At 52.6% G+C, this 15,731-nt stretch carries 14 protein-coding genes; 10 read left to right on the top strand and 4 right to left on the bottom strand.

The window, feature by feature from the left end; genetic code table 11:
* Positions 1-19 precede the first annotated feature (19 nt).
* A complete protein-coding gene (gene purB, locus FC43_RS08480; protein WP_019206424.1) occupies positions 20-1,315 on the top strand; it encodes an adenylosuccinate lyase in 1,296 nt (431 codons plus the stop codon).
* Between the two features lie 49 nt (positions 1,316-1,364).
* On the opposite strand, the gene FC43_RS08475 is transcribed toward purB, so the two are convergent.
* Entirely contained in the window at positions 1,365-2,405 is a 1,041-nt protein-coding gene (locus FC43_RS08475) for an aldose epimerase family protein (RefSeq protein ID WP_056955355.1), read from the bottom strand.
* Positions 2,406-2,620: 215 nt separating this feature from the next.
* Here FC43_RS08475 and FC43_RS08470 point away from each other — a divergent pair, with 215 nt between their 5' ends.
* The 8 genes from FC43_RS08470 to FC43_RS08435 all read left to right on the top strand — a co-directional run bounded on the left by FC43_RS08470 (position 2,621) and on the right by FC43_RS08435 (position 10,409).
* A complete protein-coding gene (locus FC43_RS08470; protein WP_056955354.1) occupies positions 2,621-3,169 on the top strand; it encodes a TetR/AcrR family transcriptional regulator in 549 nt (182 codons plus the stop codon).
* A gap of 39 nt (positions 3,170-3,208) precedes the next feature.
* Positions 3,209-5,719, top strand: a complete 2,511-nt coding sequence (locus FC43_RS08465) for a YhgE/Pip domain-containing protein (RefSeq protein WP_056955353.1) — start codon at positions 3,209-3,211, stop codon at positions 5,717-5,719.
* 133 nt (positions 5,720-5,852) lie between these two features.
* Positions 5,853-6,428, top strand: coding sequence for a hypothetical protein (locus tag FC43_RS08460; RefSeq protein WP_019206428.1), 576 nt, complete (start codon positions 5,853-5,855; stop codon positions 6,426-6,428).
* Between the two features lie 9 nt (positions 6,429-6,437).
* The gene (locus tag FC43_RS08455) at positions 6,438-7,592 is read left to right on the top strand and encodes an ArgE/DapE family deacylase (protein ID WP_056955352.1); all 1,155 of its coding nucleotides are present in this window, start codon (positions 6,438-6,440) and stop codon (positions 7,590-7,592) included.
* A gap of 123 nt (positions 7,593-7,715) precedes the next feature.
* Positions 7,716-8,036 (top strand): hypothetical protein, encoded by a 321-nt coding sequence (locus FC43_RS11425; RefSeq protein WP_019206430.1) that lies wholly within the window; start codon positions 7,716-7,718, stop codon positions 8,034-8,036.
* A complete protein-coding gene (locus FC43_RS08445) occupies positions 8,029-8,349 on the top strand; it encodes a type II toxin-antitoxin system mRNA interferase toxin, RelE/StbE family (protein WP_019206431.1) in 321 nt (106 codons plus the stop codon). The genes FC43_RS11425 and FC43_RS08445 overlap by 8 nt, the downstream gene beginning before the upstream one ends.
* A 474-nt stretch (positions 8,350-8,823) precedes the next feature.
* A complete protein-coding gene (locus tag FC43_RS08440; RefSeq protein ID WP_019206432.1) occupies positions 8,824-9,597 on the top strand; it encodes an ATP-binding cassette domain-containing protein in 774 nt (257 codons plus the stop codon).
* Entirely contained in the window at positions 9,597-10,409 is an 813-nt protein-coding gene (locus FC43_RS08435) for a hypothetical protein (protein WP_019206433.1), read from the top strand. The genes FC43_RS08440 and FC43_RS08435 overlap by 1 nt, the downstream gene beginning before the upstream one ends.
* 68 nt (positions 10,410-10,477) lie before the next feature.
* Here FC43_RS08435 and hflX read toward each other — a convergent pair whose 3' ends face one another.
* The 3 genes from hflX to FC43_RS08420 all read right to left on the bottom strand — a co-directional run bounded on the left by hflX (position 10,478) and on the right by FC43_RS08420 (position 13,159).
* Positions 10,478-11,761 carry a GTPase HflX gene (gene hflX, locus FC43_RS08430; RefSeq protein ID WP_019206434.1) on the bottom strand — a complete coding sequence of 428 codons (1,284 nt, stop codon included), beginning with the start codon at positions 11,759-11,761 and terminating at the stop codon, positions 10,478-10,480.
* A gap of 18 nt (positions 11,762-11,779) precedes the next feature.
* Positions 11,780-12,436: a histidine phosphatase family protein gene (locus FC43_RS08425; protein ID WP_019206435.1), complete on the bottom strand. Its 657-nt coding sequence runs from the start codon at positions 12,434-12,436 to the stop codon at positions 11,780-11,782.
* Between the two features lie 75 nt (positions 12,437-12,511).
* Positions 12,512-13,159 carry a VTT domain-containing protein gene (locus FC43_RS08420; RefSeq protein ID WP_019206436.1) on the bottom strand — a complete coding sequence of 216 codons (648 nt, stop codon included), beginning with the start codon at positions 13,157-13,159 and terminating at the stop codon, positions 12,512-12,514.
* A gap of 227 nt (positions 13,160-13,386) precedes the next feature.
* On the opposite strand from FC43_RS08420, the gene helD reads away from it, so the two are divergent.
* A complete protein-coding gene (gene helD / locus FC43_RS08415) occupies positions 13,387-15,690 on the top strand; it encodes an RNA polymerase recycling motor HelD (RefSeq protein WP_275453113.1) in 2,304 nt (767 codons plus the stop codon).
* Positions 15,691-15,731: the final 41 nt, after the last annotated feature.

Below are 15,731 nucleotides of genomic sequence, written 5' to 3'. Positions count from 1 at the left end.
AGAGAGGAATTAATTACTAATGATTGATCGTTATACCCGTCCGGAAATGAAGCAGATCTGGAGTGAAGAAAACAAGTACCGCGGTTGGCTGGAAGTCGAAATTGCCGCTGATGAAGCTTGGAGCAAGCTCGGCCACATTCCGGCTGAAGATGTAGCTAAGATCCGTGACCACGCCACCTTTACCGTGGAAGGGATTGCTGAAATCGAAGCCGTCACCCACCACGACGTGATCGCCTTTACCCGCGACGTCTCCAAGTCGCTTGGGCCAGAACGCAAGTGGGTCCACTACGGCTTGACCAGTACTGACGTGGTCGACACCGCCCAGGGGTACCAATTAAAGCAGGCCAACGACCTCTTGCGCCAAGACATCACGGACTTTATGGCGATCGTGGCTGATCTGGCCCGCAAGTACAAGGACACCGTCTGCATGGGGCGGACCCACGGGATTCACGCCGAACCAACCACCTTTGGGCTGAAGGCGGCCCGCTGGTACTCGGAAATGAAGCGGAATCAAGAACGCTTCGAACACGCCGCGAAGGGGGTCGAAGCCGGGAAGATTTCCGGGGCGGTCGGCACCTTTGCCGAAGTCGATCCCTTCGTGGAAGAGTACGTCTGCCAAAAGCTGGGCTTGCGGCCACAAGAAATTTCTACCCAGGTCCTGCCGCGCGACCTCCACGCAGAATACGTGGCGACTTTGGCCTTGATCGGGACCAGCCTGGAAAACATGGCGACCGAAATTCGCGCCCTGCAACGGACGGAAATTCACGAAGTTGAAGAACACTTTGCCAAGGGCCAAAAGGGATCCTCAGCGATGCCGCACAAGCGCAACCCGATCGGGTCGGAAAACATCACCGGCTGTGCCCGGGTCCTGCGCGGGAACGTGGTTACGGCAATGGAAAACGTCACCCTCTGGCACGAACGCGACATTTCCCACTCCAGCGCGGAACGGATGATTCTGCCGGATTCGACCGCCCTGTTGGACTACATGTTGCACCGCTTCGGCAAGATCTTAAAGAACTTAGACGTCTTCCCGGACCGGATGAAGCACAACATGGACGAAACCTTGGGCCTGATCTACTCCGGCCGGGTGCTGCTCAAGCTGGTCAACTCGGGAATGACCCGGGAAGCGGCTTACGATTTGATTCAGCCGTACACCGCCAAGTGCTGGGCCGAACACGTGCCGTACCGGCCGCTCTTGGAAGCTGACCCAACGATTCAAAAGCAACTGACCAAGGCCGACCTCGACGACGCCTTTGATTACCACTGGCACCTCCGCCACGTGGATGATATCTTCAAGCGCGTGGGCTTGGCCTAATTAAAAACGACCGGTGAAAAGTTCGCCGGTCGTTTTTAATTATCGTTAATTAGTATTCAATTTCGTAGTGAATTTGGTAGTGCTTAGGGTCGTTTGGCCGCAGGGTCACGTCCCCAAAATCAAAGTGGTGAGGCGAATCTGGCAGGGTCTGCCCTTCTAAGGCTAAGGCCATCCACGGCCGGCCCGGTCGGTTGAGCTTGACGTCGCTAGAAATTCCGTCGGTGGAGAACATTACTAACCCGTTGCGATCAGAGAACATCTTTAACGTCCGGTTTGACTTCGGGTCGTGCAAAATGGCAATTGGTTCGTGAGCCAACGTTGCACTTGGCGTTACTTCGAAGTAGTCGTCAAAGCCTTGTTCCGGCGTCTTTAACATTTCATTTAACGCGGCCCCGAGGCTGGTCAGCTGGCTAAAGTCGTACGGCGTGCCCGCATTGGCGATTTTTTCTCCGGTTGGGATCTTGCCGTCCTTAACGGCCAAGTGGTACTTGGAGTTCAGCTGTAATTCCAAGCCTTCAATTGTTGGTTCGCTTTCGTCGGCGAGGTTCCAGTAAGTGTGGTTCGTCGGGTTGAAGAGCGTATTAGCATCCGTGACCCCGTAGAAGTCCAGCGTCACACTGTCGTCTTCGCCCAGGGTGTAAACCACAGCAACCTCTTTGTTCCCCGGGTAAGTGTCGTCGGCGGGACTAAAGGTTTGGGTCAAAGTAATCGTGCCGCGGTCGGCATCGACAGTTACGTCCCAGAAGTGGCCGTCGCCCCAACCGGTGCTGCCCCCGTGCAGGGTGTTGCCATTTTCGTTGCGGTCCACTTGGTAGGTTTGCCCATTGATCGTAAATTCCCCGTTTTCAATCCGGCCCGCCGTTGGCCCGATCACCCGGTTAATGCTGTAGCCAGCGGCGTGCAAGTCGGCAAAGTTGTCGGCGCTGAGTAAGAGGTTGTGGCGCTTGCCATCTTGGCCAGGAACCATGAAGGCTTGCCAGATCCCCCCATAGTTTAAGACGCTGATGCTGACGTTGTGATCATTGGTCAGCGTGTACTTAATAACATCTTGGCCGTCAAATTGGCCGAATTTTTCTTGTGAAGTATCCATTAATTGGTTCTCCCTTCTCGAAAGCGCTTACTGGCATAGACTGCTTAAATTGTAGCAGAAAACCCCTGTCTAGTAAAGATTTACTAAAATATTCAAAAAGAGATAAAATAATATAAATGTCTCTTTTAGATACTAACGTGTCAATTTGAAGGTTTTGTACTGCCAAGGGACTAATTATAATGTTCGATGGAAAACAGAAAAAGGGGGAGAATCTGATGAAGATGAATCGCACCGTCCGGGATTTTCAAAATGCCTTGGAAACGTTGCTCGAAAATCAACCTTTTGAACGGTTGACGGTTGATCAGATTTGTAATGAAGCACTCCTGCACCGGAGCAGCTTCTATCGTTATTTCCATGATAAGTACGATTTGCTGGAGCAGACCATTAACCAGCGCTTGAGTACGCTGTGGGAACAGTCGCTGACGGAAGACGAATTGATCGAAACCTTGATTACTTACGTCAACCAGCACAAGAAGTTCTTTCGGAATTTGACGACCACGGGGAGTCGGGATTCCCTGTATTCCGAATTGATGCGGATGTGCAGCGAAATTCTCTTGGGCTTGCGCGATAAGGGGCCGCGCGATGCGGCGATCGTCCAAGTCCTGCACAACGCACCCAACCCAGCGCTGGCGGCTTATTCCATTAGTGGAGCGATCATGGGGGCGCTCTACTGGTGGCAAGAACAAAACTACGACATTTCCGATGAAGAAGTGATCAGCTTTGTCAAGCGCGCCATTAAGGTCTTACCGCAAGTCGAGGCCTAGCCAATTACTAACACCAGACGAAAGAGGGCAGAAAGAGATATGTGGGAAATGATTAAGGCAGAGTTTCGTCACATCTGGCGAAACAAGCTTTTGCGGTTATCCGTCTTTGTGGTTTGTTTTATCCCGTTTTTATACAGCATCTTCTTCTTGAAGTCAGTATGGGATCCGTACGGCAACACCGGCGATTTACCGGTCGCCGTGGTTAACAAGGACGTCCCGGTCGAATACCAGGGCAAGACGATGGCTGTCGGACGGGACACGGTCAAGGAATTAAAGAAGAATAAGGACTTGAAGTGGGAGTTTGTCTCCGCTAAAAAGGCCCACTACGGGCTGCGGCACCGGCAATACTATACGGTCGTAACGATTCCAAAGAACTTCTCCCAGGATGCGACGACGGTCTTAAACAAGCACCCACAAAAGATGGAAGTTAAGTACGAAACGAATGGATCGTTGAACTACATTGCCGAAGTGATTAGTGAACTGGGAATGAACAAGCTCAACCAAGAGATTCGCTACCAAGTTACTAAGGCCTACTCCAAGGCGACCTTTAAGGCTTTGAAAGCTGTGGGCAAGGGGATGACTACCGCGGCGGATGGCGCCGGCCAACTGGCGGGCGGGACCAGCACGCTGAACAGCGGCTTTGCGGCCTACGCGGCCGGGGTCAGCCAGGTCAATACCGGGGTTCAAACCCTGAACTCCAGCGTCGGCGCCTTGGGCTCCGGGGCCAGCCAACTGGCCAACGGGAGTGGGCAGCTGGCTAGCGGGATCGCTCAGTATACCGGCGGAGTTGGTCAGCTGCAAAACGGGCTCGGTCAACTGACGGCCAACTCTGGTGCTTTACGGGCCGGGGCCGGTCAGCTGCAGTCAGCGGCTGGTAGCTTGACTGCGATGAAAGGGATGCTTGGTCAACTCAATACTGGTCAGTTAATGGATTCAGTAGGTAAGGCCAGCGCCCTGGGCAATCAAATTAATAGTTTGCAACAACAGTTAGGAACGATCCAAAGTCAATTGCAAAAAGTTGATGTGGAAAAGCTCAACGGCTCAATCAGCGATTTGAATACGGCTGCTAGTCAAGCGCAAAGCGGGATTGCCGGTGGCTTGAACGATGTTAAGAGCGGTGCTACTAGCGCGGGAGCCGCGGCCCAAACGATTGCTGGGATTGTTCAAAGTTCATCTGACATGAGTGCCGAGGAAAAGGCCAAGATCATGGCTCAAGTCCAAGCCGTTGGGGCTGGTGCAAAGCAAGCTGGTGCTGGGGCGCAGACGGCAGCTAATGCAGCAAACGGACTGCAAACGAGCTTAACCAGTGCCAAGCAACAGTTAGGGACTGTTCAAGGTTTGTTGGGCCAAATGGCAACTATGAATCAAACCTTAAGTAGTGCCAACAAAATGATGAATGATTCAAAGGACTTGTTGAACCAGTTGAATGGTTTAAGTGCGACAATGAAGCAGCTGCAAGCATCCGGGATGTTGGATAAACTGAATGGCATCAATCCAAACGACATCAACAAGTTAGTCGCTGGGATTGACCAATACACGGCTGGCGTTGACCAAGCCGCGGCCGGTGCTAACCAACTGGCCGCCAACTCTGGGCAACTGACCAGCGGGGCCAACACCTTGGCTTCGAGCTTGCAAATGCTCAACCGCCAAGTGCCAACCTTAGTGGCTGGGGTCGCGAAGTTAGCGACCGGGACGGCGGAATTAAACGCCAACACGCCACAACTGGTCAGCGGGATTACCCAATTGAATGCCGGGGCTGGCGAACTGGCTGACAAGCTGGCCGCCGGGGCTAAGCAGGTCAACTCGATTCGCACGTCCGACAAGACGGCGGACATGATCGCCAAGCCAACGACTTTGAAACACAAGTCTTACTCCTACGTGCCAAACTATGGGCACGCCTTAGCACCGTACGTGCTGTCCGTGGCGATTTACGTGGGGGCCTTGGTCTTCAACTTTGTTTACCCAATCCGGCGGGTCGCTTTGCAAGGACGCAAGGCCTCCAGTTGGTGGGCAAGCAAGGTCGCCGTTGAAGCCCTGGTTGCTTTAGCGATGGCCGTGGCCGAAGGGGGCATTATGATGGCGCTGGGCTTGGAAGTCAAGCACGTGCCGTCCTTCTTCCTGACGCTGACGCTGTTTGCCTGGGCCTCATTTGCCCTGGTAATGTTCTTGTCGATGACCTTCGACAACCCAGGCCGGTTCGTGGCCATGGTCCTGTTGATGTTACAACTCGGGGGTTCCGGGGGGACCTTCCCAATGGAAGTCACGATGAAGTTCTACAACGTCATTCACTGGTACCTGCCAATGACCTACTCGATCTTAGGTTTGCGTAACGGGATCTCCGGTGGGCTCGGGGAACACTATGTGGCCTTCTGTAACAGTGTCTTGACCGGGATTATCGTCGTCTTTGTCATCTTGAGCTTGCTGGCCATGATCTGGCTGCAAAAGCACCACTTCGCTGGCAAGTCCGAATTGGACAACAACCAAGAATTGCTTGGGCCAGAACATGATGATGACGGGATGCACCTGCAAGACCGCGATCAAACTATCTAACTTCAAAAGTGAGGTACCGTTGAGGGCCCCACTTTTTTTACGCATAAACACCTGCTTGCTTTTCATTGATCACAAAATCAGCTAAGATAGTAAAAAATATTGGCAGGGTCGCATGGCAGAGGAGGAATTTATCATGGCAGGCAAACCGCGCACCCGTGCCGCCAAGTGGTGGGGCCTGGTGGTCATCATCATTTTGGTGGCGGGGGGTAGCGCCTATTATTTCCATCACCAATCCAGAATCACTACTTCGTCGCACCTAACGCACTCGACCAGTTCTGCGACCACCCAGTCAAAGCAAATTAGCAGCAGTACCTCAGGAAAGGATCACTTGACGACCAACCTGACGCCGCCGGAGTTGGCCGCGGCGGTCTTGGTTTACGGCGGGCACCAGTTTGCGACTTCGCTGTACCCGGCGAATTTAACCGGGGCGTTGGATCACCAGCAGTTGATCGTGGCTAAGAAAAGCCAAGCTGCCCCGCTGGCCCATTCCAGTCAGATGACGCTATACCGCCTGGCGCCGGGCGAAATTGACGCCATGCTGGCCTACACCGTCGAAGCCAACCAAACGATTAATTTTTACCAGCTCGGTGACAGCCGCCAGTACCAGTACCTCGGGGCGGTTAGCTTGCCGAAGTTGGTGGCCTACTTAAACCACCATGATGGCGTCGAAACCGTGCGCCAGCTCGGTGCCGTTACTCGCATTAACTAAGGAGAACACATGGATAAACAGGAACGTGAACAGTTCGTAGCAGATTTGATTCGCTTAAACACCGTCGGCGGCCATGAAGACCGGGTCGCCCATTTCCTCAAGGCGGCCTTTGATGCCCGCGGAATTTACAATCAGGTCTTACCGGTCGAAAACGGGCGCAGCAACTTTTACGCGGAAATTGGGACCGGGGAGATTGACAAGGTAGTTGCCTTAGAGGGCCACGAGGACGTCGTCGCCCTGGGCAACCCAGCCGCCTGGGATCATGAACCGCTGGGCGCTGAAATCAAGGACGGCAAGATGTACGGCCGCGGCACGACCGACATGAAGGGCGGCTTGGCGGCCGAGTGCATTGCGATGTTTGAGCTGGCTGATCGCACCGAACCGGTCCGCGGTAAGGTGAAGCTCTTGGTGACGGTGGCCGAAGAATCGAGCCCGCAAAACCACATGCAAGGGGCCCAAGCCTTCACCAAAGCTGGCTACTTGGCCGACGTCGACGCGATGATTTTAGCCGAACCTTCCTTTGGCCAGCTTAACTGTGCCAACAAGGGTTCCTTAACTTATGCAGTAACTTCCAAGGGCAAGGCCGCCCACAGCTCGATGCCCCAACTGGGCTTTAACGCGATCGAGCCTTTGATGACCTTTTACCAGGCCCAACAGGCCTTCTTTGCCACCCTGGGGGCAGAAAATCCTCACCTCGGCAAGACCGTGCCGGTGGTCACCAAGATCGAAGGGGGTCAGCAGCTGAATTCGGTCCCGAGTACGGCCGCTTTGTACATGAAGGTCCGCACGATTCCCGAAGAACCCAACCTGATGATTTTAGACCACCTGCAGGAGTTGATCGACCGCATTAACCGCCAAGAAGGTGCCCAGCTCGCTCTGGAATTACTGGGGCAAAAGGTGCCGGTGGTGACTGATCCGCACGGTGAATTTAACCAGATTCTCCACCAGGTGGCTGAAGAAGTCTTTGACCAGTCGATCAAGATCTGCGGCAGCGCGGCTGGCACTGACGCCTCGGAAATGATCAAGGGCAACCCGGACATGACGATCGCCGTCTTTGGCCCGGGCAACCGGACCGCCCACCAAGTCGATGAATACATGTTGCTCTCGACCTTCCATAAGGATATTGAAGTCTATAAGCAGGCGATTTTGACCTACTTTGGCTAAGGGCTTCGTTATTAAAAAATTGCAACTCGCAAGGTCAGCAGAGGTCGCATTGATAGACTTTTTGCTCAATTTGCAATACTATTTAGGTATCATTATGATACCTATTCAAAAGGAGGGGTTATTATGGCTGCATCAACGTCCAAGGTCAAAACCGGTTCTACCGTCCGCTTAGATCCCGAGTTGCGGAAAGAATTAAGTGAAGGCTTGGCTAGTGTGGGGATGACGATCAATGGCTATTTCACCATGGCGGCAAAGCAATTTCTCATCCAAGGCAAGGTGCCGTTTGAAATCAAGACTGCGCCAAAAGTTGAGCGGGTAACCTTTAATGACAAAACGCGAAAAGCGATTGTGCGGGCCTTTGCCGAAGAAGAAGGACTACTCCCTAATACTGCGAAAACCTTTGATAACACTGACGAGGCCATAAAGGAACTTTTCAATGACTAATAAAAACTGGCAGGTCAGCTTTGATCGTCAATTCAAGCTGGATGTAAATCGGTGGCGAAAGAAAGCTGATAATCTTCAGGCTGAGCTGCAAGAAATTATTGACTACATCCTTGAATACGGTGAAATTCCGACCGAATACAATCCGCATGAGCTAGTCGATCCGTCATTACCCTACGCCGGTAACATGGATTTCCACTTACTTGATGGGAAAGTTGATTTGTTAATTATCTACACCGAGATTAATAAGCGAAGAGTGTTTCGCTTTATGCGCCTTGGCAGTCATAATGAACTTTTTCATCCTAAGCAACAGTAGGATGGCAACAGACGCTGTCCCTAGGCTCGGTTTACCTTAACCAATCAGCGCATTAAACATTAAATTAAACCAGCCCCCTGGCTTTGGCGAGCGCATTTTGCTCGCTTCCGTTAAGTCAGGGGGCTGGTTGTTTACATTACACGGTATTTTTCCACCCGCGGCAGATCCTTGGGCGCCAGTTCAACCTGTAATTTGGTCCCTTCACTGACGTATTCGGTGCTAGGGGATGCGGTGTGGCTAAAATGACACAACCTGAATGTTGCCCTATGTTTATTTAAAACAATCAAGTCTCGATTGTGACATAATTATTGTCAGATTTTATTTTTTTGAAAACGTTGCATTTTTTTCAATAAGTACTATGATATTGTTAAGTAATCTACTTATAAATGAAAAAGATGATCTTGTAGTTTTTTGTAATCCGTCGTTTGGATGTCTTAATCAGGAAAATAGCCATTACTTTGAGAGGTGATCCCAATGAAAGTTAAAATCGATAACCTTTCTAAACAATCAATTTTGCAAAATATTTCCGCCACCTTTGAACCCGGCGAGCGAATTGCCCTGATTGGGGTGAACGGCGCAGGCAAAACCACGTTGCTTAACAGTTTAATGGGCTTGACGCCAGTTGATGCGGGCAACATTGAGCTTGCCGACATCAAAATTGGCACGGTTTTCCAAGGGAACCTCTTAGATGACGAATTAACGGTCCGGCAAAACTTAAGTTGCCGTTTGAGTAACCGTGAGATGAAGGGTGCCTTAAGGCAAATCAGCGAGTTTGGAATTGAGCCAACCATGCCGTATGGGCAGCTCTCTGGTGGCCAAAAGCGGATTGTTAATTACTTTCGAGCCACGGCCAGCCAACCACAATTATTAATTTTAGATGAACTGACCGCGGGGATTGATGTCCAATTTCAGACTCAAATTTGGGCGTTGATCGATACCTACTGTCAAGAAAATCCCCAGACGATTTTGCTGTTTACTACGCATCGCCTCGAAGAGTTAGCCCATGCAAATAAAATCTTATTTTTAAAGCACGGTACGATCGGTTTTTATGGGGAGAAGCAACAATTTTTGGCTCAGCAGCCGAACTACAAAATTGTTTTAGCGGGTCACCAAGTGATTCACTATACGAAAACCGCAAAGGAAGCCGTTAGCTACCTTGAAAAGCATGATCTCTTGGAAGCGGCCTTTGAGATCAAGGCGGTTACGTATCAGGATCTGTTTACGATGATGGAAAGGGGGGCCGACTAATGGGGAAATTTTTGCAGCGGAATTTTCTTTTGTACACTAAGGATCGCGCGGGTGTGTTTTTTTCCTTCTTAGGGATGTTCATCAGTTTAGTTATTTACATCCTATTTTTGCGCAATAATTTAATTGCTATGGCCAATGGGGTCCCCCATTTTGACCGCTTCATTGATACCTGGATGATGGCGGGATTGATCTCAATTGTGGCGGTCACCACGCCCTTAAATGCGTACGGACAGCTGATTTCAGATGAGCAGACGGGGCGGTTGGCGGATTATTTGGTGAATGGGCAGCTCAAAAGTAGCGCGATTAATTATCTGTATTTGTTGACGGCCATGATTGAAGGGGCCCTCGGGACGGGCGTCTTTGCAGTAATTTGCTTTGGCTATTTGAGCCTCAAGTATCAGTATAACCCGTTTGGGGTGGCCTTCTTGGCAACCCTATTGTTTAATTTCAGCTTAGTCGTGATTGCCAGCTTTTTATACGGCTTATTGATTAAACTCATCAAAACGGCGGTGGCCTATTCTTCCCTTTCGGCAATTGTAGGGACGTTGGCCGGCTTTTTTTCCGGGACCTACATTACCTACGGGACTTTGCCACAGCTAATTCAAAAGTTGCTGAATTACTGGCCAGGCTTTCGGGTGGCGGCGCTTACCCGCCACATTGTGACCAAGGATCTGGCCGTAAACTTGCCGCAAACGGTTCAGCATAATTTAGGAATCACCAGCAATTACAATTTGGTGACGCTGTCCCTCGGGGCTTGGTTGCTCGGCTTACTGCTTTTATTTGCCTTAACCAATCAGCGTTTTAAACATTAAATCAAGACAGCCCCCTGGCTTTGGCGGGAGCTTTATGCTCGCTTCCGTTAAGTCAGGGGGCTGGTTGTTTACATTACACGGTATTTTTCCACCCGCGGCAGATCCTTGGGCGCCAGTTCGACCTGTAATTTGGTCCCTTCACTGACGTATTCCGTATTGAGGATCGTGGCGTGTTCGTTTAAGTAGGAGACGACTTGCCCGTCAGCAAACGGGATCAAGAGGTCGACGGTTTCGTAATCCGAAAAGAGGTGGTGCTTGATGGCTTCCACCAAGAGGTCCAGCGAGGCACCGTCCTTGGCTGAGATGATCAAGCGGTCGTCACCTTCCATCGTTGGAAATTCGATTTCGGTCCGGTCGGCCTTGTTAAAGACGTAGATCATCGGGATATTTTCCACCCCAATTTGCTGGAGGGTGGTTTCCGTCGTCTTGATCATTTGCTCATAGTGCGGATCGGAGTAATCGATCACCTGGATCAGTAAATCCGCCTGGGCTGCTTCTGTCAAGGTCGACTTAAAGGCTTGGACCAGGTGGTGGGGAAGCTTGGAGACAAAACCGACCGTGTCGCTTAACAAGAAGCGCTTTTGGTCGGGCAAAGTCAATTGCCGTACGCTGGTGTCCAGGGTGGCAAAGAGCATGTCCTTTTCAAAGACTTGCTTGTCAGCGTCTACCCCATAGCGCTCGACCAGGTGGTTCATGATTGTTGACTTACCGGCGTTGGTGTAACCGACCAACGCTGCGGTTGGGATCGCGGCCTTGTCGCGTTGGGCGCGCTTGGTCTGTTCGGACTTTTCAATTTCCTTGAGCTCGGCGCGCAGGTGGCTGATCTGCTTGGCGATCACCCGGTGGTTCATTTCGAGCTTGGTTTCCCCGGCCCCCCGGTTGGTAAAGCCGCCGCCCCCACCGGACCCGGTCTGTTGGTCGAGCCGTTGATCACTGGCGGTCTGCAACCGGGGCAGGCGGTACTGGAGTTGGGCGATTTGCACTTGAATCTTGGCTTCCTTGGATTGGGCGCGCTTGGCAAAGATTTCTAAAATCAGCGCCGTCCGGTCGATCACCCGCACCCCGGTCGCCTTGGTCAGGTTCTGCAGCTGGCTGGGGGAGAGTTCGTCATTGGCAATCACGGTGGGAACTTCCAAGGCCGCCACCAGTTGGGCCAATTCTTCAACTTTCCCGGAGCCAAAGTAGGTCGCCGCATTTGGCCGGTCGAGGGCTTGATCGAGCCGGTCGACGACTTCCATCTGGTTGGCTTCCGCCAGCTCGGTTAATTCCGTCATCGAATACTGATAGTCGGGCTGGTCGTTATCCAACCCAATGATAATGACCCGTTCGGGCCGCGATATGGTGGTATCCATATAGTTTGATGTTCCCCCTTACTCTTCGGGCAGTGTTAATTGGCTGTAAAAATCAATCGTGGTGTCCGTTGGCGTTAAGCTTAATTTCGTGATCGAGCCGTTTTGGGGTTGGGCAGTGTGGACGCCCTTTAAACCGTACTTGCTGCCGATCGAGCGAATCGTCATCCCGTGGGAGACGACTAAGACATTACTGTTGTCAGGCAGGGCCCGCAATTGGTCCAGGCCTGGGGTCAGCCGGGCCCAGAAGGTGGCGTCGTCTTCGGCATCGTGGGAGGTGTCGGCGGCGGCGATCTTATCCCGGGTTGCTTCGGCACCGTAAGTATCAATTAATTCTTCAAAGGAACTCAAGTTGTCGTTGCCGCTGACGAAAACGGCCGTCGACAGGCTGCTCAAGCCTTCAAAGTAGCCGAAGAATTCTTCCCGAAAGGCCGGGGCTGGCGTGGGTTCCTTAATCTTGGTCGGGTGGTTGGCCAAGAGGATCCGGGCGGTATCCATCGTCCGCTTTAAATCAGAGGCAAAGGCGTAGTCGAAATCTACTTGCGCCAAGGCTTGTCCCGCCCGGGCGGCGTCTTGTTTCCCTTTTTCCGTCAGCGGGGTATCCGACCACCCTTGCATTCGGTGGTACTTGTTCAAAAAAGTTTGTCCGTGGCGGACCAAGTAAACGTTCACTGCCATGTTAAATTCCTCCATTTATCCCTGATGTTTGAAATTAAGTTTACCATATTAAGCGAATAAATGGGGCGTTGACGGTCAGAACTGGCGCTTTTTGATGATGTGCCGGCGGATCGCCCGCAAGGAGTAGATAATCCCGGCCGGCAAGGTCGACAGCAGGACGATGCCGATCACGACCAAGGAGAAGTGCTCCTTGACCAGCGGAATTGAACCAAAGAAATAGCCTAAACCGGCCGCTAAGGCCACCCAGAGGGTAACGCCAATCAGGTTGCCGATCATGAATTTGCGCAGTGGAAATTTCGCGCTGCCGGCGATCATCGGGACAAAATTGCGGATGACCGGGACAAAGCGGCCGAAGATCACCGCCAACAGCCCGTAGCGTTTAAAAAAGGCCTCCGTTTGCGCCAAACGTGGTCCGCCGACCCGCTTTTGCAACCCAGGCAGGCGAATCAGTTTGGTGCCGATGGTGTAGTTGGTCAAATCCCCGAGCAGGGCGGCGATAAAAAAGCCGGGGACTAAAATGCTGATTTTAATGGTGGGACTTAACGCAGCCAGGGAAGCGGCGACAAAGATCAATGATTCCCCCGGCAGCCAGGGGAAGATGATCAAACCGGTTTCCATGAAGGTCACCAAAAACAACAGTAAGTATGACCAATTGCCAAACCAGTTGAACAAGGGGATGATCACTTCTTGCAAGTGTGTCAGTATGTAAAAAAATTGTGCCATCCCCGGGCCCCCTTTGCTGTCGTTTAACCATCTTTGACCTTACATTCATTCTACTGGGTTTGCGGCCGGATGGAAAAGTTTTTCACCCGGCTTAGGAAATTCTTAGAAGAAATGGCTTTCAGCCAGTAATCGTCTGAGTCGAGTCTGGTGGGGGAAAGATGCTATAATAATTAGATTGACTTTGAAGGTGCCCGTGCGGCAGCCAGCTTTTTAAAGGGGGATTTACGGTGGCAGAGCCAGTGAAACAAGCCGAACAACAATACTTGGACCACGTGATGGAGCAACTGCAGGTCGCCAAGCAAGCGGCCGAAAAGAAGATCCAAACGGCCAAACGTGACATTAAGAGCATCGACGCCCAATTCAACGACATCCGGATGAATACGACGACCTACTCAGGGATGATGGACACCGCCCTGTCCGTGCGGGCCCAGCAACAAATGCTGAACGAACGGGAAAATTCCTGGCAGCACGCGGCGGACCACTTGGCGACCTTGCAACGCTTGGAAGCCAAACCCTACTTTGCCCGGATCGACTTCGAAGAGCGGCCGGGCCAGGCAGCGGAGACGATTTATATTGGCCTGGCTTCCTTTACCGATACACCGGACCACTTTTTGATTTACGACTGGCGGGCGCCGATTTCGTCGATCTACTACGAAGGCGAGCTCGGTCCGGTCAGCTATCAGACTCCAGATGGGGAGCAAAGCGTCAACGTGACCTTAAAGCGCCAGTTCCAAATTGCAGACGGCGTGATCGTCACCCTCTACGACACCCAGGCCACCGTGACCGACCAAATGCTGTTAGCCGCCTTGAGCAACCACTCCAGCACCAAGATGAAGAGCATCGTGGCGACGATCCAAAAGGCGCAAAACCGGATTATTCGCAATACCAGTGCCGACTTGCTCTTTGTGCAGGGGGCGGCCGGCAGTGGGAAAACGGCGGCGGTCTTGCAGCGGGTGGCCTGGCTCTTGTACCGTTACCGGGGCAATTTAACCGCCGCTCAGGTGATCATGTTCTCGCCTAACCAGCTCTTTAACGACTACATCGACCAGGTCCTTCCCGAGTTGGGGGAACACAACATGGTGCAGATGACCTACTTCCAGTACCTCAACCGGCGGGTGCCGCGCTTGCAAGTGGCGGACCTGCGCGAACGCTTTGAACAAGAAAGCGACGTGATCGAGGCCCGGGCCAACCAGTTGTTGACCAGTCTAGCCTTCTTTAAGGCGACCGGCCGCTACGCCAAACGGCTCGGCACCGATGGGCACCTGAAGTTCCGGCCGCTTAAATTTGGTGACCGCCTGTTTGCTTCCAAGGACAAGCTCAAGGAAATTTATTACGGCTTTTCCTCGACCTACCGTTTGAGCAACCGCCTCGACGGGACCACGGAGCGGTTGATCCGGATGCTCAACAGCCGCTTGGGTAATGAAATGCACGCCAAGTGGGTCGAAGAGCGGGTCCAAAGCCTGAGCAAGGAAGAAATGGACACCCTTTTGAAGAACCGGCCGCGCGAATTTGCCAGCGATGAAGCCGAGTACCAATTCTTTGCCAAGCAGATCCTGCGTAAGGAAATGGCCCCGCTCAAGCGGGCGATTGACCACCACCGCTGGTTGAACATCAACGCCCAATATATTCATCTCCTACGGGTAGTGCCCCACCTGGTCGACCTAAGCAAATGGCACTTGACGCCAGCGCAGTGGCAGACTTACGTTGAACGGCAATTGGCGGCCTTTAAGGCGGGCAAGATCAGTGCGGCCGGCGTGTCGATTTACCTGTACTTGTACGACCTGCTGACCGGTAAGCGTGGCGATTCGGAAATGCGCTTTGTCTTTGTTGATGAGGTCCAAGACTACGATGCCTACCAGCTGGCCTACCTGAAGTTCTGCTTTCCGCGGGCCAAGTTCACCCTGCTGGGCGATTTGAACCAGGCAATTTTCACCCACGAAAATTCGCGCAGCTTGCTCAAACAGCTCAGTACGATGTTTGAACCGGATAAAACCCAGGTCGTTCAGCTGACCAAGTCTTACCGGTCAACGGCCCAGATTACTGATTTCACCGCCCAAATCCTGCTCGACGGGGAAAAGATCGAAGCCTTCGATCGCCAGGGGCCCAAACCCCAAGTCGTCGTTACTACCGACGCCGCCCGCGGGGTGCAAGCGGTCCAAACGGCCCTGGCTCAGGCCCAAGCGGCGGGGGAAAAGGTTGCGATCATCGGCAAGAGTTTGGCGGACAGTGAAGCAATTACGACGGCGCTTAAAGCCGCTGGGGTCAAGGCGACCCTGGTGCGGACCGAAAACCAACGCTTGGTGGACGGGGCCTTGGTGGTGCCATCGTACCTGGCCAAGGGGCTGGAATTTGACGCCGTGATCGTCTGGGACGCCAACGCAGCTAAGTACGCCGGCGATGACGAACGGCAATTGCTGTACACGATTTGTTCGCGGGCGATGCACACTTTGACCCTGGTGGCGGTGGGCCAACCGACCGCTTTGCTTGACCGGGTGGCACCGGAGCTTTATGAAATTCACCCGGTTGATTAAAAAAGGGCCTGACAAATTACAATTTCCTAAAATCACCGCCC

The sequence above is a fragment of the Limosilactobacillus ingluviei DSM 15946 genome (assembly GCF_001435775.1).
GTDB lineage: Bacteria > Bacillota > Bacilli > Lactobacillales > Lactobacillaceae > Limosilactobacillus > Limosilactobacillus ingluviei.
This window is presented reverse-complemented; position numbering and strand designations above follow the sequence as displayed.

Bases quoted from the DNA above. Each gene is read 5' to 3' on its own strand.
- purB (WP_019206424.1), top strand. From the start codon at position 20: ATGATTGATCGTTATACCCGTCCGGAAATGAAGCAGATCTGGAGTGAA.
- FC43_RS08475 (WP_056955355.1), bottom strand. From the start codon at position 2,405: ATGGATACTTCACAAGAAAAATTCGGCCAATTTGACGGCCAAGATGTT.
- FC43_RS08470 (WP_056955354.1), top strand. From the start codon at position 2,621: ATGAAGATGAATCGCACCGTCCGGGATTTTCAAAATGCCTTGGAAACG.
- FC43_RS08465 (WP_056955353.1), top strand. From the start codon at position 3,209: ATGTGGGAAATGATTAAGGCAGAGTTTCGTCACATCTGGCGAAACAAG.
- FC43_RS08460 (WP_019206428.1), top strand. From the start codon at position 5,853: ATGGCAGGCAAACCGCGCACCCGTGCCGCCAAGTGGTGGGGCCTGGTG.
- FC43_RS08455 (WP_056955352.1), top strand. From the start codon at position 6,438: ATGGATAAACAGGAACGTGAACAGTTCGTAGCAGATTTGATTCGCTTA.
- FC43_RS11425 (WP_019206430.1), top strand. From the start codon at position 7,716: ATGGCTGCATCAACGTCCAAGGTCAAAACCGGTTCTACCGTCCGCTTA.
- FC43_RS08445 (WP_019206431.1), top strand. From the start codon at position 8,029: ATGACTAATAAAAACTGGCAGGTCAGCTTTGATCGTCAATTCAAGCTG.
- FC43_RS08440 (WP_019206432.1), top strand. From the start codon at position 8,824: ATGAAAGTTAAAATCGATAACCTTTCTAAACAATCAATTTTGCAAAAT.
- FC43_RS08435 (WP_019206433.1), top strand. From the start codon at position 9,597: ATGGGGAAATTTTTGCAGCGGAATTTTCTTTTGTACACTAAGGATCGC.
- hflX (WP_019206434.1), bottom strand. From the start codon at position 11,761: ATGGATACCACCATATCGCGGCCCGAACGGGTCATTATCATTGGGTTG.
- FC43_RS08425 (WP_019206435.1), bottom strand. From the start codon at position 12,436: ATGGCAGTGAACGTTTACTTGGTCCGCCACGGACAAACTTTTTTGAAC.
- FC43_RS08420 (WP_019206436.1), bottom strand. From the start codon at position 13,159: ATGGCACAATTTTTTTACATACTGACACACTTGCAAGAAGTGATCATC.